At 57.9% G+C, this 19,748-nt stretch carries 27 protein-coding genes; 11 read left to right on the top strand and 16 right to left on the bottom strand.

The window, feature by feature from the left end; all coding sequences use genetic code 11:
- Window positions 1-4: 4 nt before the first annotated feature.
- Both nth and ACR0KG_RS01630 read left to right on the top strand, forming a co-directional pair.
- Window positions 5-649 carry an endonuclease III gene (gene nth, locus ACR0KG_RS01635; protein ID WP_480826296.1) on the top strand — a complete coding sequence of 215 codons (645 nt, stop codon included), beginning with the start codon at window positions 5-7 and terminating at the stop codon, window positions 647-649.
- Complete coding sequence (locus tag ACR0KG_RS01630; protein WP_480826295.1) at window positions 646-1,635, top strand: adenosine kinase; 990 nt, start codon at window positions 646-648, stop codon at window positions 1,633-1,635. The genes nth and ACR0KG_RS01630 overlap by 4 nt, the downstream gene beginning before the upstream one ends.
- Before the next feature lie 51 nt (window positions 1,636-1,686).
- Here the strand turns inward: ACR0KG_RS01630 and trhA are convergent, their stop codons facing one another.
- Window positions 1,687-2,283 (bottom strand): PAQR family membrane homeostasis protein TrhA, encoded by a 597-nt coding sequence (trhA, locus tag ACR0KG_RS01625; protein WP_480826294.1) that lies wholly within the window; start codon window positions 2,281-2,283, stop codon window positions 1,687-1,689.
- Window positions 2,284-2,424: 141 nt separating this feature from the next.
- Window positions 2,425-2,910, bottom strand: a complete 486-nt coding sequence (locus ACR0KG_RS01620) for an RNA pyrophosphohydrolase (RefSeq protein WP_480826293.1) — start codon at window positions 2,908-2,910, stop codon at window positions 2,425-2,427.
- 136 nt (window positions 2,911-3,046) lie between these two features.
- Here ACR0KG_RS01620 and ACR0KG_RS01615 point away from each other — a divergent pair, with 136 nt between their 5' ends.
- On the top strand, window positions 3,047-5,074 hold the full coding sequence (locus ACR0KG_RS01615) for an FAD-dependent oxidoreductase (protein WP_480826292.1): 2,028 nt from the start codon (window positions 3,047-3,049) through the stop codon (window positions 5,072-5,074).
- A 6-nt stretch (window positions 5,075-5,080) separates the two neighbouring features.
- Here ACR0KG_RS01615 and ACR0KG_RS01610 read toward each other — a convergent pair whose 3' ends face one another.
- Together ACR0KG_RS01610 and ACR0KG_RS01605 are read right to left on the bottom strand one after the other, a co-directional pair.
- Window positions 5,081-5,689, bottom strand: coding sequence for a LysE family translocator (locus ACR0KG_RS01610; RefSeq protein WP_480543366.1), 609 nt, complete (start codon window positions 5,687-5,689; stop codon window positions 5,081-5,083).
- 73 nt (window positions 5,690-5,762) lie between these two features.
- Window positions 5,763-6,203, bottom strand: a complete 441-nt coding sequence (locus ACR0KG_RS01605) for a DUF4399 domain-containing protein (RefSeq protein WP_480543368.1) — start codon at window positions 6,201-6,203, stop codon at window positions 5,763-5,765.
- 226 nt (window positions 6,204-6,429) lie between these two features.
- Between ACR0KG_RS01605 and ACR0KG_RS01600 the strand changes: the two genes are divergently transcribed.
- Window positions 6,430-7,335, top strand: a complete 906-nt coding sequence (locus tag ACR0KG_RS01600) for a LysR family transcriptional regulator (RefSeq protein ID WP_170533810.1) — start codon at window positions 6,430-6,432, stop codon at window positions 7,333-7,335.
- A gap of 77 nt (window positions 7,336-7,412) precedes the next feature.
- Here the strand turns inward: ACR0KG_RS01600 and ACR0KG_RS01595 are convergent, their stop codons facing one another.
- From ACR0KG_RS01595 to ACR0KG_RS01580, 4 genes are read right to left on the bottom strand one after another with little or no spacing between them, the layout of a single operon-like run.
- Window positions 7,413-8,315, bottom strand: a complete 903-nt coding sequence (locus ACR0KG_RS01595; RefSeq protein ID WP_480826291.1) for an OmpA family protein — start codon at window positions 8,313-8,315, stop codon at window positions 7,413-7,415.
- Window positions 8,312-8,869 (bottom strand): peroxidase-related enzyme, encoded by a 558-nt coding sequence (locus ACR0KG_RS01590; RefSeq protein WP_480551161.1) that lies wholly within the window; start codon window positions 8,867-8,869, stop codon window positions 8,312-8,314. Before ACR0KG_RS01590 ends, ACR0KG_RS01595 begins: the two co-directional genes overlap by 4 nt.
- 31 nt (window positions 8,870-8,900) lie before the next feature.
- Window positions 8,901-9,611, bottom strand: coding sequence for a GNAT family N-acetyltransferase (locus tag ACR0KG_RS01585; protein WP_480551067.1), 711 nt, complete (start codon window positions 9,609-9,611; stop codon window positions 8,901-8,903).
- Complete coding sequence (locus ACR0KG_RS01580) at window positions 9,608-10,330, bottom strand: competence/damage-inducible protein A (protein WP_480551066.1); 723 nt, start codon at window positions 10,328-10,330, stop codon at window positions 9,608-9,610. Before ACR0KG_RS01580 ends, ACR0KG_RS01585 begins: the two co-directional genes overlap by 4 nt.
- A gap of 49 nt (window positions 10,331-10,379) precedes the next feature.
- Here ACR0KG_RS01580 and sfsA point away from each other — a divergent pair, with 49 nt between their 5' ends.
- The 3 genes from sfsA (at window position 10,380) to map (ending at window position 12,639) form a co-directional block, all read left to right on the top strand.
- Window positions 10,380-11,096 (top strand): DNA/RNA nuclease SfsA, encoded by a 717-nt coding sequence (gene sfsA / locus ACR0KG_RS01575; protein ID WP_480826290.1) that lies wholly within the window; start codon window positions 10,380-10,382, stop codon window positions 11,094-11,096.
- A gap of 63 nt (window positions 11,097-11,159) precedes the next feature.
- Complete coding sequence (locus ACR0KG_RS01570; protein ID WP_480551062.1) at window positions 11,160-11,687, top strand: GNAT family N-acetyltransferase; 528 nt, start codon at window positions 11,160-11,162, stop codon at window positions 11,685-11,687.
- Between the two features lie 139 nt (window positions 11,688-11,826).
- On the top strand, window positions 11,827-12,639 hold the full coding sequence (map, locus tag ACR0KG_RS01565) for a type I methionyl aminopeptidase (RefSeq protein WP_480543380.1): 813 nt from the start codon (window positions 11,827-11,829) through the stop codon (window positions 12,637-12,639).
- On the opposite strand, the gene ACR0KG_RS01560 is transcribed toward map, so the two are convergent.
- The 4 genes from ACR0KG_RS01560 to ACR0KG_RS01545 all read right to left on the bottom strand — a co-directional run bounded on the left by ACR0KG_RS01560 (window position 12,627) and on the right by ACR0KG_RS01545 (window position 15,320).
- The gene (locus ACR0KG_RS01560) at window positions 12,627-12,806 is read right to left on the bottom strand and encodes a hypothetical protein (RefSeq protein ID WP_480543382.1); all 180 of its coding nucleotides are present in this window, start codon (window positions 12,804-12,806) and stop codon (window positions 12,627-12,629) included. The two genes, map and ACR0KG_RS01560, sit on opposite strands and share 13 nt — an antisense overlap.
- A 23-nt stretch (window positions 12,807-12,829) precedes the next feature.
- Window positions 12,830-13,465 (bottom strand): HAD family hydrolase, encoded by a 636-nt coding sequence (locus ACR0KG_RS01555; RefSeq protein WP_480826289.1) that lies wholly within the window; start codon window positions 13,463-13,465, stop codon window positions 12,830-12,832.
- Between the two features lie 86 nt (window positions 13,466-13,551).
- Complete coding sequence (gene rsmD / locus ACR0KG_RS01550; protein ID WP_480551061.1) at window positions 13,552-14,112, bottom strand: 16S rRNA (guanine(966)-N(2))-methyltransferase RsmD; 561 nt, start codon at window positions 14,110-14,112, stop codon at window positions 13,552-13,554.
- Window positions 14,109-15,320, bottom strand: a complete 1,212-nt coding sequence (locus ACR0KG_RS01545) for an NAD(P)/FAD-dependent oxidoreductase (RefSeq protein WP_480826288.1) — start codon at window positions 15,318-15,320, stop codon at window positions 14,109-14,111. Before ACR0KG_RS01545 ends, rsmD begins: the two co-directional genes overlap by 4 nt.
- A 99-nt stretch (window positions 15,321-15,419) precedes the next feature.
- Here ACR0KG_RS01545 and ACR0KG_RS01540 point away from each other — a divergent pair, with 99 nt between their 5' ends.
- The 4 genes from ACR0KG_RS01540 (at window position 15,420) to ACR0KG_RS01525 (ending at window position 16,946) form a co-directional block, all read left to right on the top strand.
- The gene (locus ACR0KG_RS01540) at window positions 15,420-15,905 is read left to right on the top strand and encodes a peroxiredoxin family protein (RefSeq protein WP_170533843.1); all 486 of its coding nucleotides are present in this window, start codon (window positions 15,420-15,422) and stop codon (window positions 15,903-15,905) included.
- A 103-nt stretch (window positions 15,906-16,008) separates the two neighbouring features.
- On the top strand, window positions 16,009-16,254 hold the full coding sequence (locus tag ACR0KG_RS01535) for a glycine zipper 2TM domain-containing protein (RefSeq protein ID WP_480826287.1): 246 nt from the start codon (window positions 16,009-16,011) through the stop codon (window positions 16,252-16,254).
- Window positions 16,248-16,610 carry an EF-hand domain-containing protein gene (locus ACR0KG_RS01530; protein ID WP_480826286.1) on the top strand — a complete coding sequence of 121 codons (363 nt, stop codon included), beginning with the start codon at window positions 16,248-16,250 and terminating at the stop codon, window positions 16,608-16,610. Before ACR0KG_RS01535 ends, ACR0KG_RS01530 begins: the two co-directional genes overlap by 7 nt.
- Before the next feature lie 24 nt (window positions 16,611-16,634).
- A complete protein-coding gene (locus ACR0KG_RS01525; RefSeq protein WP_170533852.1) occupies window positions 16,635-16,946 on the top strand; it encodes a hypothetical protein in 312 nt (103 codons plus the stop codon).
- On the opposite strand, the gene ACR0KG_RS01520 is transcribed toward ACR0KG_RS01525, so the two are convergent.
- From ACR0KG_RS01520 to ACR0KG_RS01505, 4 genes are read right to left on the bottom strand one after another with little or no spacing between them, the layout of a single operon-like run.
- A complete protein-coding gene (locus tag ACR0KG_RS01520; RefSeq protein WP_480826285.1) occupies window positions 16,943-17,236 on the bottom strand; it encodes a 4a-hydroxytetrahydrobiopterin dehydratase in 294 nt (97 codons plus the stop codon). The two genes, ACR0KG_RS01525 and ACR0KG_RS01520, sit on opposite strands and share 4 nt — an antisense overlap.
- Complete coding sequence (locus ACR0KG_RS01515; RefSeq protein ID WP_480826284.1) at window positions 17,233-18,420, bottom strand: GNAT family N-acetyltransferase; 1,188 nt, start codon at window positions 18,418-18,420, stop codon at window positions 17,233-17,235. The genes ACR0KG_RS01520 and ACR0KG_RS01515 overlap by 4 nt, the downstream gene beginning before the upstream one ends.
- A 45-nt stretch (window positions 18,421-18,465) precedes the next feature.
- Window positions 18,466-19,233, bottom strand: coding sequence for a glycerophosphodiester phosphodiesterase family protein (locus tag ACR0KG_RS01510; protein ID WP_480543399.1), 768 nt, complete (start codon window positions 19,231-19,233; stop codon window positions 18,466-18,468).
- Window positions 19,230-19,685 carry a RidA family protein gene (locus ACR0KG_RS01505; RefSeq protein WP_480826283.1) on the bottom strand — a complete coding sequence of 152 codons (456 nt, stop codon included), beginning with the start codon at window positions 19,683-19,685 and terminating at the stop codon, window positions 19,230-19,232. Before ACR0KG_RS01505 ends, ACR0KG_RS01510 begins: the two co-directional genes overlap by 4 nt.
- Between the last annotated feature and the right edge of the window lie 63 nt (window positions 19,686-19,748).

The following is a 19,748-nucleotide window of genomic DNA, read 5'->3' as shown; positions in this document are numbered from 1 at the left end:
TCGGATGGCAAAGCAACTCGATTACCACACGATCCGCGAGATCTTTACGCGCTTTCAAGAGGCCGACCCCGAGCCCAAGGGCGAGCTGGAACATGTGAACGTCTACACTCTGGTCGTCGCAGTGGCGCTGTCGGCGCAGGCGACTGATGCGGGCGTCAACAAAGCCACGCGTGAGCTGTTCAAGATCGCAGATACTCCGCAAAAGATGTTGGATCTGGGCGAAGAGGGCCTGATCGAGCATATCAAAACCATCGGCCTGTTCCGCCAGAAGGCGAAGAACGTCATCAAGCTCAGCCGCATACTGGTTGAGGACTATGATGGCAAGGTTCCCAACTCGCGCGCCGCGCTGCAATCGCTGCCCGGTGTCGGGCGCAAGACGGCCAATGTGGTTCTGAACATGTGGTGGCGGCAGCCGGCCCAAGCCGTGGACACCCATATCTTTCGCGTTGGTAACCGCACTGGTATTTGCCCCGGCAAAGACGTAGACGCTGTCGAACGCGCCATCGAGGACAATATTCCAGCCGACTTTCAACTCCATGCACATCACTGGCTGATCCTGCACGGGCGCTATCACTGTAAAGCGCGCAAGCCGCAATGCCCGACCTGCATCATCCGTGATCTCTGTCAATTCGAGGACAAGACCCTATGAAAACCTACCAACTGACCGGCATCGGAAATGCCGTTGTGGATGTCATTTCCCAGGCCGATGACAGTTTCCTGGAACTGATGGGCATTGAAAAAGGCATCATGCAACTGATCGAGCAGGAGCGCGGCGAAGTGCTCTATGCCTCGATGGAGGGGCGGGTGCAGACGCCGGGCGGCTCGGTCGCGAACACGATCGCGGGCGCGGGTGCGCTGGGCCTGGATTCCGCGTTCATCGGGCGCGTGCATGATGACGCGTTGGGCCGGTTCTATGCGGATGCGATGAACGAGGATGGCGTCGATTTCGTCAATCCTCCGGTTCCGGGCGGCGAGCTTCCGACCTCGCGTTCGATGATCTTCGTCTCACCCGATGGTGAGCGGTCGATGAACACATACTTGGGGATTTCCTCGGAACTGTCGTCTCAGGACGTCTCGGACGAGGTCGCGGGCAACAGCCAGATCATGTTCCTTGAGGGCTATTTGTTCGACAAGGAAAAGGGCAAGGCTGCGTTTCTTGAGGCCGCCCGTGCCTGTCACAAGGGCGGTGGCAAGGCGGGGATCGCAATCTCTGACCCGTTCTGCGTGGAACGTCACCGGGTCGATTTCCTGCTGCTGATCGAGAACGAACTGGATTTCGTGATCGGCAACGAGGCCGAGATCAAATCTCTGTTCGAAACCGACGATCTGGAAGAGGCGCTGACCAAAACGGCCGAGATTTGCCCGCTGGTCGTGTGTACCCGTTCGGGCGACGGCGTGACGGTGTTGCACAATGGTCAGCGTGTGGACGTACCGGTTGAAAAGGTGGTTCCGGTGGATGCCACCGGCGCGGGCGATCAGTTCGCGGCCGGTTTCCTGTTTGGGATGGCGACGGGTCGGGATTTTGAGACATGCGCCAAGATTGGTAATGTCTGTGCCCGTGAAGTGATCAGCCATATAGGCCCGCGCCCTGAAGCGAATATGGTTGAGCTGCTGAAAAGCGAAGGCCTGCTTTAACCGGATCTTCTGGTTGAATTTTGAAAGGCCGGAGTGCCCACCGGCCTTTTTTTAGTTGCCCGAGAACAGCGCGAGCCAAATACCGGCGAACATGAAGATCCCGCCGATATTCACACAGGAATGCCAAATCGCATAACGAAACGGCATGGTTTTTCGCGCATAGAAAACCGTTCCGATTACATAGCTGGCAGCCCCGGCGACGATGCACCACAGGGTCGCCACCGGAACAGTTGTCATATCGGGCATCGCGCTTAATCCTATGGCCCCAAGCCCAAGATAGGAGGCGGTCGACCATTTGGATTTGATGGTTTCATTTGCGATCTTGTTCCAGACCGCCAAGATGGTCAGACTCCAGCAGAGCCAAAGCAAGGTCATGGTCCACTCCGTACCCGCCTGAACGAAGAACGGCGTAAACGTCCCGCAGATACTGGGGTAGATTGCTGCATGATCGATCCGGCGCAGCACCATGCGACGATCATGCCAGGGGGCGAAGTGATAGGCCCACGACGCCAGGTTCGAGACCAACGCGCACAGAACGTAGACCACAACCGCAAGAAACAAAGCCGTCTCAAGTCGGGCATAGGTATTGATCACAAGAACGCTGCCCGCTGACAGGATCAGCAGTAACCCGACCGCATGAACGGCCATGTCTGCACTACGGTGTGCCCGAGCGGTGCTTGGAAAGGTCGTATACGTCATGAGAAGCCCGAAAATGCCATCTCCGCGCTACCCATCAGCCTGGGAAATGTCCAACCTTCCCTAACGTTAGGCCTCACGCAAAGGGTGGGTTCAGGACAGATGCGTCTTGAACGCGCTCAGAACCTGTTCGTAGACATCTCGTTTGAATGGCACGATCTCATTCACCAATTGGTTGGGCTCTTGCCATTTCCACTGAGCGAACTCGGGATGATCCGTGGCGATATTGATCTGATCATCGGTCCCGATGAAACGCAGCAGGAACCACTTCTGCTCTTGCCCCCGATAGCGGCCTTTCCAGATGTTCGGCACGATGTCATGCGGCAGATCGTAGGGCAGCCAGCCCGCAGTCTCGGCCAAGACCTCGACCAGGTCAGCGGTCACCCCGGTTTCTTCCCTAAGCTCGCGCAGAGCCGCATCGCGCGGGTCTTCACCCTTGTCCACCCCACCCTGCGGCATCTGCCATGCGTCTTGTGGGCCGTCGTTTCGCATACCCACAAAAATCCTGCCGTCGGCATTCATCAGCATCAGCCCAACGCAGGGGCGATAGGGCAGTTTGGCAATCTCATCAGGGGTCATATGTGGCCTCGTCACTTGTCCGGCCAACCTCTAACAAGGGTAAAAGCGCCCGCAAAGGGGGTGACGTTAGGTTTCGCGTGACAAAGGTGACGTGCAGGTCAATTTAGAGCCCAACTTCGGGAGGGAGAGTTTCGCCATGACTGCGTACCCAAACATGCTGGCCCCGCTGGATCTGGGCTTTACCACGCTGAAGAACCGCGTGCTGATGGGCTCGATGCATACCGGGCTGGAAGAAACCGGTGACTGGAACCGCGTGGCCGAGTTCTACGCAGACCGGGCGCGCGGCGGTGTAGCATTGATGGTGACAGGCGGCATCGGTCCAAACCTCGAAGGCTCGGTTCTGCCCGGCGCATCGATGATGACTAATGATAAGGAAGTAGCGAACCATTCCATCGTGACGCAGCGCGTGCATGAAGCAGGCGGCAAAATCGCGATGCAAATCCTGCACGCAGGGCGCTATGCCTATGGCCCGAAATGCGTTGCCCCCAGCCCGGTGAAATCCCCGATTTCTCCTTTCCCCCCTCATGAGCTGGACGAAGACGGCATTGAGAAACAGATCAACGACATCGTGAATGCTGCGGTTCTGGCGCAAAAGGCTGGCTACGATGGCGTCGAGATCATGGGATCCGAAGGGTACTTTCTGAACCAGTTCCTGGTAACGCACACCAATAAGCGCGAGGATCGCTGGGGCGGTTCTTATGAAAACCGTATGCGCCTGCCGATTGAGGTGGTGCGCCGCACGCGCGCGGCTGTGGGCACGGATTTCATCATCATCTACCGCCTGTCGATGATCGATCTGGTGCCCAATGGCTCGACCCATGACGAGGTTGTGCAACTGGCACAAAAGATTGAAAAGGCCGGTGCCACGATCATCAATACCGGTATCGGTTGGCATGAGGCGCGCATACCAACCATTGCAACCAGCGTTCCACGCGCGGCCTTTGCGTGGGTGACCAAGAAGCTGATGGGCAAGGTATCGATCCCGGTCATTACCTCGAACCGGATCAACACGCCCGAAGTGGCCGAAGAGGTTCTGGCAACCGGCTGCGCCGACATGGTTTCATTGGCGCGACCAATGCTGGCGGATGCGGATTTTGTAAACAAGGCCATCGCCGGGCAGTCGACTCAAATCGCGCCGTGCATTGCCTGCAATCAGGCCTGTCTGGATCACACGTTCAGCGGCAAGCTGACGTCGTGCCTGGTCAACCCGCGCGCCTGCCACGAAACCGAATTGGTGATCGAGAAAGCCGAAGCACCAAAATCCGTCGCAATCGTTGGGGCGGGTCCGGCAGGCCTGTCTACTGCGATGACTGCGGCCCAGCGCGGCCACTGCGTAACCCTGTTCGACCGCGCGCCCGAGGTCGGCGGGCAACTCAACATGGCCAAACAGGTTCCTGGGAAAGAGGAGTTCTGGGGCCTTGTCGATTGGTACCGCACCATGATGGACGATCTGGGCGTAAACGTGGAACTGAACCGCGAGGTCAGCGTGGATGACCTGACCGGCTTTGATGAAGTGGTCATCGCCACCGGCGTCACCCCCCGCGATCCGGAAATCCCCGGCCAGGATCGGGACAACGTGCTCAGCTATATCGACGTGTTGCGCGACAAGGCTGATGTCGGAAAATCAGCGGCTGTGATCGGCGCGGGTGGCATCGGGTTTGACGTCTCTGAATTCCTGCTGGAGGACGGGCACAGTGCGACCACCGATCTGCCGCTATGGATGAAGGAATGGGGCGTGACAGACCCTGCCGAACACCGCTCGGGCCTTGCACCCGAAGGACCACAGCCCGAAGCGCCAGCCCGTCAGATCACCCTGCTACAACGCAAGAAACAGGCGCATGGCAAGGGTTTGGGCAAGACCACTGGTTGGATTCACCGCGCGACGCTGAAGATGAAGGATGTCAATTTTGTTGGCGGCGTGAACTACGAGCGGATCGACGAAGATGGCCTGCATGTCAGCTTTGGCGAAGAGCGCGCCGACCCCACGGTGATTGCGGCGGACACGATTGTCCTGTGCGCAGGTCAGGTCTCGGACCGGAGCCTCGCCGATGCACTGATTGATCGCGGGATTACCCCGCATGTAATCGGCGGCGCTGACGTGGCGGCCGAACTGGATGCCAAACGGGCGATCAATCAGGGGACAAGACTGGCGGCAGCGCTTTAGGCGCTGTCAGTCAGATAGGGCAAGCTTGACCCCAAGCGCACCAAAAGTTGTGGCAAAGCAGCGTTTGATCCATGCCATGACCGATGGGCGGTGGACGATATAGTCACGTGCAAACGCAGCACATGCGCCATACACAACAAAAACAACAAACGTCATTACCATAAAGACGGCGGCAAGTTGAACCAGCGCCAGACCCGCATGGGCTGTGTCAGTTGGTACGAACTGAGGCAGGAAGGCTAGAAAGAACAGCGACAGTTTGGGATTCAACACGTTGATCAACGTGCCGGTCACGGCGATCTTAAGGTAGCTTCGGGTGGATTTATTGGCATTCACTTCCATCGCACCGCCGTCGCGGAAAATTCCCCAAGCCATATAGAACAGGTACAACACTCCAAGGTATTTGAGCACCTGAAAGGCCAAAGCGCTTGTATGTAACAGTGCCGCCAGACCAACGATGCTTGCCAAAGCCGCTGGAAGGATACCAATGGTACACCCAACCGCTGCCGCGACGCTGGCGCGGAACCCACGCCCAAGGCCAATCGCCAACGTGTAGATCACACCCGTACCGGGCAATAGCACAACGATCAAAGACGTGAATAGAAACTCAAGCGACATGGAACCCTCCGGCTGGTCTGCGCAGAGTTCATCACTTCTGATGGGATGTAAACAGTGGCCGCGAACGCGCCGCTTATTCCACGGTAATCGTGATCACCTCGGACACCACAGGTGGATTATGCGGCACGTGGCCCGCATCCCCCAGCACCAGTTGCAGCGTATGCTGCCCGGCAGGCAGGTCCAATGTCACCTCAGTCTGGCCGCCGCCAAAATGCATATGATTGTCGTCGGCGGGCAGGCCATAGGCCAACTCATCCGCGCCGTCTTCGCCCTCACCAATCGGTGGGCGGTTGATCAGCAGGTGGTGATGGCCTGTATTCTCAGCCTCAGTTCCTGCAGGCGCGACACCCATTCCGCTGAGGCCAAAGACCACCGTGACCGGAGATTGAACACTGTCGCCATCCGCAAGATTCACAAAATAGACCTTTGCATCGGGATTCGAAGGGGTCTCACCCCCAGCCCAGACAAAACTTGCGCTCAGACAGAACGCGGCGGTGAATAGAAACGATTTCATTAACTCCTCCCAGGTCACAAAATTGCCATTCTAACCATAGCACAAACGCGAAATTATGTAGAATTCGGTGCTTATCGCCGATGCTGACGGATCGGAAACCACTGTTTCCGCGTTTCTGAACTGCAAACGATCCGATTCAAAACCCTGATATTATCCCATGTCTGCCCCGTTTCCGCCCAGATTCGGAACCAATATCACCTTCGAGAGCAAGACCTGGGGAACGAGTATGGATCGACTGACCGAAATGGAAGCCTTCGCCAACGTGGTGGACCAAGGTGGCTTCACCGATGCGGCCAAGAAGATGGGTATCTCCAAATCGGCAGTGTCCAAGCACGTGTCGAGCCTTGAGGCGCGGCTGGGTGCACGGCTGTTGAACCGCACCACGCGCCGGGTTTCACCAACAGAGATCGGGCTGGCCTATTATGACCGCGCGCGCCGCGTTCTGAATGATGCGGGCGAGGCGGATGCGCTGGTCACTTCGATGCAATCGGCACCATCGGGCCTGCTGCGCATCAGCGTTGCAACCGATTTTGGCGTCAATCACCTGTCGCCTGTGCTGTCCGAGTTTCTGTCAGCCTATCCCGACATCACCGTGAACATGGTTTTGAATAACCGATATGTTGAGCTGATATCCGAAGGCTTTGACGTGGCGGTCCGCATTGGAGAGCTGGAAGACAGCACCCTGCGCGCCCGCAAGTTGACAGAAACCGTCAAACGCATGGTTGCGGCACCCAGTTACATCGAAAAGTTCGGACGCCCGCAAAAGATCGACGATCTGAACGAACACAAACTGCTGCACTACTCCAGCCAATCCTCGGGCAGTGTGTGGAAACTGACCGCACCTTCGGGTGAAAAACGGCAGGTCCGCACCGCCGGCTGGCTAAGTGTGAATGACGGACAGTCCCTTTTGAATGCCGCAATTTCGGGCTTGGGCATCGCCCACCTGCCCAGCTACCTGTATGCGGATGCGTTGAAATCTGGCCTTGTGCTGGATGCCATGCCATCGCTACCGGACGAGGTGCAGGGGGTATATGCGGTCTATCCTCCCGGCCGCTTTACCCAGCCGAAAGTGCGCGCATTCATTGATTTTCTGGTTGAATCCTTCAACGAGAAGGGTCCGATGGATTGGTAAGTTTCTCCCTGTGAACTGGAACGGCCCGTGCAGAAATGTGCGGGTCTTTTTTTGTCTCTGACCAGGCTAGACCGAGCCTAATTGACAAGCAAAACGGCCTCGACCCGGCGGTTCAGGTCTCGCCCTTCGGGCGTCGCGTTCGAGGTTATCGGGGCAAGATAACCCACGCCCTGCGCTTCAATCCGGTCAGCCGCGACGCCATAAGCTTCGATCAACCGGCTACGAACCGCCTCGGCCCGACGTGTGCTGACCCGAATGTTGGCATCTAAATCGCCAGTGTCATCGGTGTTGCCAACCAGCGCCAAACGCAGGCCTGGATTATCTGTCAGAAATCCGGCCAGTAGGGCAAGCGAGGCAAACCGACCGTCGCCCAGCGCCACTTCACCCGTGCGGAAATGCAGGTCGTCCAGAATGACGTGCCCGTTTTGCTGTAGCTCGGCCAAGAGGCCTTGGGCCCCATCGACGGATTGTTCGACAACGATTGGCGCGGGTGCGGGCGCGTCAACAGGGGTGACGCGGATCATTTGCACATAGCCGTCGGGCGTATCCCGGCTGACCAGCAGGCTAAGCACGGTTTGCCCTTTCTGTGCCGCCAGAAACCGGTAATCCTGAATGGCCACATACATGTCAGGCGTGGGGACGACCTCGGTTCCAAACCGAAAGTCAAAACCGCCACACACGCGCGCCTCGCATTCAAAAAGGATGTCATATCCTTGCGCTTCGATCTGATCCCGCAACGGGGCCAGCAACTGCAGGGTCGTGCTGGACCCGGCCTGCAGGCGCCATGTGTATCGCTCAACCTGCCCTTCAACGGTCCGTGATGGCACAGCCCCATCTGCAATCGGCCCGGTTGGCAGATTATAGCTGTCCAAGGCCGAACTGCGGTCACTGATCTGCTGTGCCGTCTGCGGCAAGGTCAGTTCTTGCGCCACCACAGGTCCGGCAACAACCAAGAAGACAGATATAAGCGTTCGGATCATCGAAATTGCGCGTGATATTCTTGGTTCGGTGCCATTGCGGTGGCGCTGGCGACCCGGTTGGACATGTTGAAGAAGCCGGCCACATTGGCGATGTCCCAGATGTCACGATCACTGAACCCTACATCGCGCAAGTGCTGACGGTCAGGTTCTTCAATCTCGGCGCTGGCCTTGGTCATTTTGGCCACAAAATCCAGCATGGCACGCTGACGCGTATCGAGAGGCGCAACGCGATAGTTCATCGCCAGCATCTCTCCCAATTGCGGATTACTAGACAATTGCCGCACCGCTGCACCATGGGCAACGAGGCAATAGAAGCATTTGTTGATCGACGAAACGACTACCGCAATCATCTCACGTTCCAGTTTGGACAATCCGCTATCGGCCAGCATCAGGTCGTTATACATGGTGGTGAAAGCGTTGAGCTTATCAATATCGAACGCGTAAGCCTTCAGCACATTCGGCACCATGCCCAGTTTCTCGACACAGATATCAAAGTATTTCTGCGTCTCGGACGGCAGCGGATCGACCATAGGCAGGTCCAGCGCGGTAGGCATATCTTGTTGTGTCACGGGGGGCCTCTCTTCGTCAGATAAGCTGACGGTAATGGTATTCGCCCACGATCTCCATCCCAAGCGCGCGGTAGAGACCATTTGCCCCTTGGTTTGCTTTGGTACAGATCACACTGAGCGTTTTCGCACCGTTGTCGCGCCCCCAGATTGCAGCGGCACGCATCGTCCATTCGCCCATACCCTGCCGTCGGTGATCTGGCAGAATCTCAAGCGCATGCAGCATGGCGATGTCATCATGCATCGCCACAAATGCAGCTCCGCAAGGTTGATCCGAATGACGCAAGAGCAGGCTGGTCTTGGGCCCTTTGGCACGTTCCATGATCGCCACCCGTTCGGGGCCGATGCCGCCGGTTGCCCAAATTTCCCGCATGATCGCTAAGGGTTCCCAAATCTGAAATACCGTGACCAGCGGGATCAGGCGGTTAGTCAGGTCAGATACCGGGCAGGTGTAGATATTAACCGGGTCCAGCACCTGATAGCCGCGCGCTGCAAGCTGGGCATCCAACGCCTCGTCACCCGGACGCAGGCAAAAGATACGCTTTTGCCCCATGGCCAGCATCGCCTGTTCTGCTGCATCAATATCCGCTTCACTGACCGGGCCGATGGCGCTGGCTGCCGAAACCCGCGATCCACCGCCCTGCCCTTGGCGCAGTTGAAATGGTCCTGACTGCTGATAGCTGGCAGCAGGCCATGTGCCATCGACGACCTCGGCCCAATTGGCGCTCACAAGTCCAGCTCTTTTGCCAGTTGGGTCATGGCAGCGTCGATCCGCGCGCCGTCGGTCCCCCGGATCACGACATTTGCGCCGAAAACTCCGTTGATCTGGAACGGGTAGCAGCCAATCGACAGGTCACCATAAGCATCCGCCAAAGAGGCCAAGGTTGCCGCGATATCGCCCTCCCCCCGGTCCACACGCAGGGTCTGAGACAAGAGCGGGCTGCCTCCGGTGAGCTTGGGCAAAACGCTGGCCACCATGGCCTGAAACACCGACGGCACACCGGCCATGACATGGACGTTTCCAATGGTAAAGCCCGGCGCAGTTGAGACCGGGTTGTCGATCAAAACCGCCCCGTCTGGGATGCGGGCCATGCGCAGGCGCGCTTCGTTCAGTTCCAACCCCGATTTGTCATAATGCGCCTGCAACAGGGCGCGCGCATCATCCCGCACATCGATATACGCCCCAAAGGCCCGCGCGATGCAATCGGCGGTGATGTCATCATGGGTCGGGCCGATACCGCCGCTGGTGAACACAGTGTCATAGCTGTCGGACAACGCCTTAACAGCGGCCTCAATCGCCGGGGCATCATCGCTGACAATGCGCACCTCGTTCAGGTCGATACCGTGTTTGGTTAGCTCCCCAGCGAGGTAGTGCATATTCGCATCGCGCGTCCGGCCGGATAGAATTTCATCCCCGATCACCAGCATTGCAGCGGTTGGATTGGCCATGGAATGTCCCCTCTTGATCGACCTTTGGGGCAGGTATAGGCCCTAGGCTATGCGATTTGAAACCCCTCTTGTCCCCGCCCGCCTGATCCGCCGTTACAAACGCTTTCTGGCCGATTGCACACTGGAGGACGGCCGCGAGGTCACCGCCCATTGCGCCAATCCTGGTTCGATGTTGGGGCTGGCGGAACCTGGGCAGAAAATCTGGCTGGAACCGAATGACGATCCAAAGAAAAAGCTGAAATACGGTTGGCGGCTGGTCGACAATGAGAACGGACATTTCACCGGGGTCGATACATCCGTGCCGAACAAGGCCTTGCGATTGGCCTTACAAGCAGGCGAGATTCCCGAACTGGCCGCCTACGATACCGTCCGGGCCGAGGTGAAATACGGCCAAAACAGCCGCATCGATTTTCTGCTATCCGGGCCCGGCTTGCCCGATGCCTATGTCGAGGTCAAAAGCGTCACCCTGTCCCGCCAAACCGGTCTGGCCGAGTTCCCCGACAGCGTGACCGCACGCGGCACCAAACATCTGGGCGAGTTGGCCGAGATGGTTGAACAAGGGCACCGGGCGATCATGTTGTATCTGGTGCAGCGAACCGATTGCGAACGCTTCGCGCTGGCCGCAGACATAGATCCAGCTTACGCTGCGGCGTTTGAGTTTGCGCAGGTGAAAGGGGTGGAACGGTTGGTCTATGGCACTCGGATAACGCCCGAGGGCGTTTGGGTTGATACAATTGCCTGCATCGGAACCGAAACCAAGATATGATCATAGGATGTTAGCGAAACCTGTTCGCGGCAAAAGCCAGTACGGCCAGCTAGGAGCCCCCTGATGGTAGAAGTATCAATTGAAACCTGTACCGAGCTACCGGAAAAGGACGCATTCAGTAGCATTTTATCGCAGTATTATCGCCTCATCGTCCAACGAATGCAGGAAATGGGTTTCGACATAGACCCAACCGCACCCGAAAGCGCAATGGCCGAGTTCTGGGCCAATTCGAACGACTATCTGCCTCCGAACGGCTGCATCGTTGTGGCGCGAGATGCCACGGGTGAAATCATCGGATGTGGTATGTTGAAACGGCTTGATGACCAGACTGGTGAACTCAAGAGAGTCTTTGTTGTTGAGAGCGCAAGAGGAACAGGTACCGGAAAAGCGCTGATCGAAGCCCGAGAACAGGCCGCGCGCGCGATGGGTCTGACACGATTGGTCGCCGATACGCTTACACCCAATGTCGAAATGCGCAGCCTTTATCCAAAACTGGGCTTTGTCGAAGTCGATGAAGCAATTGAGACGACAACCTACAAAGACCAACCTATGCTGCGCCCGCATATGCACTACTTCGTGAAAGAAATTTAAGGCAACACGCCCTTGCTGGCGATACTTGAACACTGCGACACACCCGCCAATTTAGGAGCCACAGCCCCGCGCCCTCTGGAACTTTCTGCACAAGCAGCGTAAATAGAGTGCTGCGCGACACATTTGGAGCTTAGCGTCGATGAAAGAGCATCGCGGCCGTATGACGAAAGACGGCATCCGTATCTATGAACAGGGTGACTTTGCCGGCATGCATGCGGCAGGGGCCTTGGCTGCGCGGATACTCGACGATATTGCCGATCATGTGTTTCCCGGACAGACAACCGGCGCGCTTGACGGGTTGATTACGCAGATGGTCGAGGATGCAGGCGCGACCTCAGCAACCATCGGCTACAAAGGCTATCAGCACGCCAGCTGCATCAGTGTAAACCACGTGGTTTGCCACGGCATTCCCGGCGATAAGAAGCTGAAAGATGGCGATATCCTTAATATCGACGTGACCGTCGTTGTCGATGGTTGGTTCGGTGACACTTCGCGCATGTATGTTGCAGGAAAACTGCCTCGCAAGGCCGAGCGTCTGATTCAGGTCACCCATGACGCGCTGTTCAAGGGCATCGAAATGGTCAAGCCCGGCAACACGTTCGGTGATATCGGCCACGCCATTCAGGCTTATGTTGAGGCGCACCGGATGAGCGTTGTCCGCGATTTTTGCGGCCACGGGTTGGGCCGTGTGTTCCATGCACCGCCAAACGTCCTGCATTACGGGCGTCCGGGAACCGGTGCGGTTCTGGAAGAAGGCATGTTCTTCACCATCGAACCGATGGTCAATCTAGGCCGCCCGGAAACCAAAACGCTGGCCGATGACTGGACCGCCGTAACCCGCGACAAATCCTTGTCCGCGCAGTTTGAGCATTCAGTGGGTGTGACAGCCGATGGGGTGGAGATTTTCACCCTGTCACCCGGCGGGAAGTACCATCCGACCTATTCGTCCTGATCGACGGCCTGATCGCGTAGCAGCTTGAGCAACAGCGTTTCATCTCGCCAAGGGATTATCGCGTCGTGAATGAAAACAGGTGCGCGCATCGGCTTACGCTCGGGCGCAGGGGTGACGTCAGCATCCTGCGAAAATGACCAGATCGGTGGGTTCAGTACGCGGTCCATAACCCGACACTAGCACGGTTGTGTCAAATTCCCAAAAGACCCGGAACCTCGGTCATGTTGTGAAAAACCTCTGCCCCGATCTCCGCCAATTTCGCGCCGTGACCCTCTGGTACAAAGGCAAGGCACCGCATACCCGCGCGTACGGCGGCAGTCACACCACTCTGGCTGTCTTCAATCACGACGGGTGTGGATGCGTTGAACTGCTTCGCCGCCAACAGAAACATCTCTGGGTCCGGTTTTGCTGTCCCAAGCTGGTGGGCTGAGAACATGACACCCTGAAACCGGTCCCAAAGCCCGTTCTGCCCCAGCGTGATCGCCATCTTGTCCGGACTGCCATTTGAGGCCACGCAGAATGGGATACCGTGGTGGTCGAGCCGATCAAGCAAGTCCCGAATACCCGGCATCAATGCCACGCCCTGACGCAGACGCTCGTAGGTTTCCGAATAGACTTCATCGATCCAGTCATCGGGTAAATCAGCCCCCAGCGCACGTGCTTTGTCGCGCACGCCAGCCATTGTACCGCCCAAGAAAAAACCAACGCTGTCTTCCAGAGTCAGGTCCAGTCCATAGCGGGCAAGGTTGTCTACCAAAACCTGATTGGACAGCGGCTCACTGTCGACCAGAACGCCATCGCAATCGAAAATGACCAGATCGTGCATAAAGCCTCCGTCTGCTTTTCAATCGCCGTACCCGAGCGCAGGTTAATGCGCAAATCGGCAAGCGGCATCAATTCGCGCAGCAGGTTTCAGTTTGAAACATTGCGCCATATCAAGGAGATATGAGTATCTCCATACTTCCGGCTGTCGGACCGGCTGAACCCATCAGGCGCTGCCATGGGTGCGTTTTCCTCCCAGACCAACAAGGCGTCATCAGCCACCCATCCACCGGCGGTCAGGGCAGCCACCGCCTTTTGGCCCAGCGACTTGCCATAGGGCGGGTCCAGAAAAATCAGATCATAAGGGGCGTACGGGTTGTCGCCCAGCCGCGTCGCGTCCCGACGGACCAATTCGGTACGATCAGCACTGTGTGTCAGTTCGATATTCTTGCGGATCAAACCCTGTGCAACTCGACCGTCATCCACAAACGTGACATGCGCTGCCCCACGCGACAGCGCCTCAAGCCCCAATGCGCCGGTGCCTGCAAACAGGTCCAACACGCGCAGACCATCGAAGTCAATCTGATGCGTCAGAACATTGAACAGGCTTTCGCGCACTCGGTCGGTGGTGGGGCGCAGATGCGCGCCCGCATCGCCTTTGCCAACCAAGGCCAAGGCGCGGCCCCGAAAGTCTCCGGCAATGATCCTCACGCCTTAAGCAGCGGTTTCAGGTCCGCTTTCGGGTCCGCGACCACGGATGGATCAGCCGTCTTGCCCGCATCGATCAGGCGTTTGCCAACCATATAGGCGCGAGGGTCGTTCATGGCGTCGACCGCGATTAGCTGGTCGCCCTTGTAGTACCAGAAGGACACCGTCGCGCCTTCACCCTTGCGGGTTACCACGCGGTCATACCCTGTGTTCAGCCCGGCAATCTGCAGCTTGACGTCATACTGATCCGACCAGAACCACGGCGTTGCAGTGTAGTCCTTGGCGGCACCCAGCATGTTCTGAGCAACGATCTCGGCCTGATCGATAGCGTTTGGGACGCTTTCCAGACGAATACGCCCTTCGCCATGGGGGAAGGATGCACAATCGCCTGCCGCCCAGATCGACGGGTTAGAAGTACGGCCATGCGCGTCGGTTTTGATCCCGTTGTCCAGTTCCAGCCCCGCCATCTCCGCCAATTGCGTCGATGGGGCGATGCCAACACCGACAACAACGAAATCCACCTCGATTTCGGACCCGTCCGTCAAAACCGCTCCGACCACTCTGCCGTTGTCACCGACCAACCGATCCAACCCAACGCCTTCGCGGATATCCGCGCCGTATTCGCTGTGCAATGCGCGGAAATAGTCGCTGGTTTCCTTCGCAGCAACGCGTTGCAAGATACGCTCGGCCATCTCGACCAGAGTCACTTTGACCCCGCGCTTGGCACAGACGGCTGCTGCCTCAAGCCCGATATAGCCGCCACCCACGATCAGTGCGCGTGCGCCTTCAGTGACACGAGGCTCCATCTCATCGATATGTGCTAGATCGCGCACCACATGCACGCCGTGCAGATCACCGCCGATCGCGGCGGGAAGGTAGCGCGGGTCCGATCCGGTGGTCAGCGCCAGTTCGTCATATGTAAGGACATCATCGCCAACCGTCACCGTCTTTGCCTGCGGATCAATTGCGGTGACACGCTGCCCCAGGCGCAGAGTGATGTTGTTTTCGGCATAGAAGCTCTCGGGTCGCAGGAACAAACGCTCCAATTCCATTTCACCCAGCAGATAAGCCTTGGAGAGGGGCGGGCGCTGATAGGGCAAATGCGGCTCAGCCCCGATCAGGGTGATGTCACCATCAAACCCGTCTTTGCGCAGCCGCGCGACAAGCGAAGCGCCTGCTTGTCCGGCGCCGATCACGACAATATGGCTCATGTTCCTCCCACCCTGTCGAATTACCGTGGTCTCATCCACGCGACCACCTATATTGCGGCAAAGCCCGACTCTGCAAATCCAAACGACAGGAGGTAAAAAATGATTTCAACAGGTGACACGCTGCCCGATGCCACGTTGACCCAAATGGGTGCCGAAGGCCCGGAAGAGGTGCGGATTTCCGACAAAACCAAAGGTCGGAAAGTGGTCATCTTCGCGGTGCCCGGTGCCTATACCGGCACCTGCACCACCGCCCATGTGCCCAGCTTTATCCGAACCAAGGATCAGTTCGACGCAAAGGGTGTAGACGAGGTGATCTGCATTTCTGTCAACGACCCGTTTGTCATGCATGCCTGGGGCGAATCCACCGGCGCCGCTGCGGCGGGGCTGACCATGCTGGGCGATGCCACATCGGAATTCACCAAAGCCCTTGGCATGGATTTCGATGCACCGCCCGTAGGCCTGATCGCGCGGTCCAAACGCTATGCGATGCTGGTCGAGGACGGCAAGGTGGTCGCGCTGAACCTAGAAGAAAACCCCGGGGTTTGCGAAGTCTCGGCTGGCGAGGCGCTGTTGGACGCAATCTGAACCGATCTAGCCCCGGCCGAGGTCGGGGCCAGATAAACCCTATTTAACTTGCGACAACGCCCCGTTGCGCGAATACTTGGCGCATAAACACGGGAGTTGATTGATGAAACCCAAATTTTTAACCCTTTGCGCTGTCTGCGCAGGCGTTTTGGCAGCCTGCGGCCCGGCCCCGACCCCGCAACAGCAAGCCGCGCGCCAGCACGAAATCGCCTGCCTTGGCGGTACATTGGGCGGCGCCCTGATCGGCGGTGCAATTGGCAATCAATTCGGGGGCGGCTCCGGCAAAACCATTCTGACGGCAGCGGGCGCTGCTGCGGGTGGTATCGAAGGGCAGAGGTTCGCATGTTGAAAGCACTGAAATTGAAACCGCTTGTTTTGATCGCGTCCGTTGCGTTTGCCGCTGCGGCCAATGCCGAGACCGTGGCCGAGCTACACGAAAACGAATTGCGTGCTATTGATGCCAACAATGACGGGTTCTTGTCCAAGGACGAGTTCAACGCCTTTTCCGACTACGCGTTTCAGACGATGGACGAGGATAAGAACGGCACGCTGGGATTGGATGAGGCCAAGCCGTTTCTGGACATCAAACAGTTTCAAAACGTTGACCGGAACGGCGATAGCTTTATCTCAAGGGCAGAATACGACGCGCAGATGGGCAATGATTTCACCACTGCGGATCAGGACGGAAACGGCCAACTGGACTAGGCCAACTCTGAACAGGAGCGTGGTATGAACAAATGGATCGCCTTTGGGGCGCTTGCCGCCCTTTGCGCATGCGATGTGCCCCAAGCCCCAATCATAACGGGGCCGGATGGCCAAGCACGCATTCAGATCAATACCAGTGGTTTGACCTGCTACAATACAAAGTGTCTGGATATTAATCCGGCCGCGCGCAGCGTACGTCAGGTGGGCAACCGCACAACCGGAATTCCGGGCAACATCAATGTCAGTGACGGAACCGTGACACCGGCCGAGTTCGAACAGATGGGCGTTGCCGCCTCATTGGCTGGTGGAATGGGATCGCGCGGGGATCGCGGCTAGACTAGGCTGTCCATCTTGCGCGCCAGTTTGGCATCCAGAGATGACAAACCGCCCACATCGTGGGTGGAAAGCACAACTTCGACCGTTCGGTAGACGTTGAACCATTCCGGGTGATGGTTCCATTTCTCAGCCCAGATCGCCACCTGGGTCATCCAACCAAAGGCGGCAACAAAATTGTCGAAACTAAAGGTTTTTGTGATTGCATCGCGGCCCTCGACCATCGTCCAACCGTTGCTAAACAGCGGATCCAAAAGGGGGCCTCGGGTCTCGGTCGACAAAAGCTCGGTCATTGCTGTTCCTCCGGGTTCGACTTTCTGAACGGTCCGTAGTCCGTCAGAATCTCAATCTCTTCTCCTACGGCGCGGCCTTCGGCGTCCAGATATCTTTTGACAGCATCAGCAAAACCCGGATCACCGATCCAATGCAAGCTGTGCGTGCGCGTCGGCAGATAGCCGCGCGCCAATTTGTGCTCGCCCTGCGCCCCTGCCTCGACCCGCAACAAGCCCTGGGCAATCGCAAAATCAATGGCCCGGTAGTAACACAGTTCAAAATGCAGGCAGGCGTGGTGTTCGACACAGCCCCAATACCGACCAAAAAGCGTTTCGCGCCCGATAAAATTCAGCGCCCCTGCAATCGGATAGCCATCGCGCATGGCAAGAATCAGCGCCATGTCATTCGCCATCGTGTCCTGCGCTATGTCAAAGAACTGCCTCGTCAGATAGGGTGAGCCCCATTTCCGCGCACCGGTGTCCTGATAAAACCGCCAGAACGCATCCCAATGCTCGGGTCGCAGCTCTGACCCGGTCAAAGTGATGATCTCACCACCAAACCCGTTCGCTTGCGCCCGTTCTTTGCGGATATTCTTGCGTTTGCGCGACGACAGAGCAGCGAGAAACCCGTCGAAATTTGCATACCCGTCGTTCAACCAGTGAAATTGCTGCGAGCTGCGCAGCATCAGGCCCATCTGTTCGCCCGCCAGCGCCTCATCCTCGGTGCAGAAGGTTGCGTGCAGAGAGGAGACCTGATTGTCGGCCGCCAGTTGTACCGCACCCTGCACCAGCGCGGACATGCCAATCGCCTCATAGCCCGGTCGCACCAGAAACCGCCGCCCGGTTGCAGGCGTGAAGGGAACGGCAATTTGCAGTTTGGGATAGTACCGCCCGCCCGCATTTTCGTAGGCATGCGCCCAGCTATGGTCGAAGATGTATTCACCCTGACTGTGCGACTTGGCATACATCGGCGCGGCAGCGATCAGCATTCCGTCCAGATAGCTGGTCAGGTATTGCGGGTGCCAGCCAGTTCCCGACCCGACCGACCCGCTGTTTTCAAGCGCCAACAGAAACCGATGAGTGGTGAACGGATCCAGAGGGCGCCCGCCATCTGCCGCCTCGGGGCAAGCGCAGCCATCCCACTCTGCCGCAGAAATCTGCGACAGTGAGTTCAGTACCTGAACTTCTATCTGCGCCTGATCCATGTACCCTCCGCGTCTGTTCTTTATCTGTGACAGTGCGGGTCAGGTTCAACCCGGATGAGCGGCCAAATACCCCTCGAAGGTCACATTGTCGGCAACGGCGCGGGCCTGTGCCTCTTGTTCAGGCGAACGCACGGTCCAGCACAGAATCGGAACGCCCTGTGCCTTTAGCTCGGCAACACGGGGGCGGTTCAGGTCGTGAACCTCATGGCTGATGAAGCTGGCCCCCACGCGGTCAAAATCCGGAATACTGCGCAGATGATCGCAGATGCTATCAGACAGAGGCCAATCCTGCGGATCATATGAGCTGGTCACGATCCCGCGTGGCAAATGCGGGGCCAAACGCGCCAGTTCGGCCACGCTGTTGGGGTTGAAGGACATCAACGCCACCGGGCCTTTGTAGCTTTGCAGGGCCCGCACGGTATCAGCCTCAAGCGGGCCAATATCGGTGCCCATTGCGCCATCCTGATCCTTGAGCTCGATCAGCAAAGGCACCTTGCCGGCGACCATCGCAAGCACCTCATCCAGCGCTGGGATACCATCATCGCCATGCAGCAAGGGGATTTCCAACGCTTGCTCGGAAGTGATCCGTCGGATCGGACCCGCCTGTCCGGTCAGACGCGCCATATCATAGTCATGAAAGACCATGGCGCGGTTGTCCGACGTCAGCTGCAGATCGATCTCAATCCCGTACCCGGCATCCACCGCGGCACGAATGGCCGCCCGGCTGTTTTCCGGACGGCGATCCGAGATGTCGTGCAAGGCCCGATGCGCGATCGGGGCCCGCAGAAATTCGGCTGGCAGTTTTGGGGTCATTGGACCTCGAAAACACCTTCGATTTCAACCGCAACGCCCAAAGGCAATGAGGCCGCGCTGACGGCCGAGCGGGAATGACGCCCTGCATCACCCAGCGCCTCGACCAGGAAATCGGACGCGCCATTGATCACCTGCGGCTGCGCGGTGAAATCGGCGGTCGAGTTCACAAAGCCGGTTAGCTTGATCACGCGCACCAGTTTTTCGATATCGCCACCACAGGCCGCTTTGACCTGTGCCAGAAGGTTGATAGCGCAGACCTTCGCTGCCGCGGCGCCCGCTTCGACATCCATGTTATCGCCCAGCTTGCCTGTGATCAGATCATCCGCCTTGGAAATCTGGCCTGAAATATAGACAATATTGCCCACGCGCACGAAAGGCACATAGTTCGCTGCAGGTGCAGGGGCGTCGGGCAGGCTGACGCCCAGGCTTTCCAGTTTTGCGGTGATACTCATGCGATGATCCTCATCCCTCATTTGACTCCGGCGGACGCTACCCCCTTGGGCGCGACAGGGAAA

The organism is Ruegeria sp. H4 (assembly GCF_056533065.1).
Note: the sequence above shows the minus strand (reverse complement) of the source record. Positions and strands in the feature narration are given on the sequence as shown.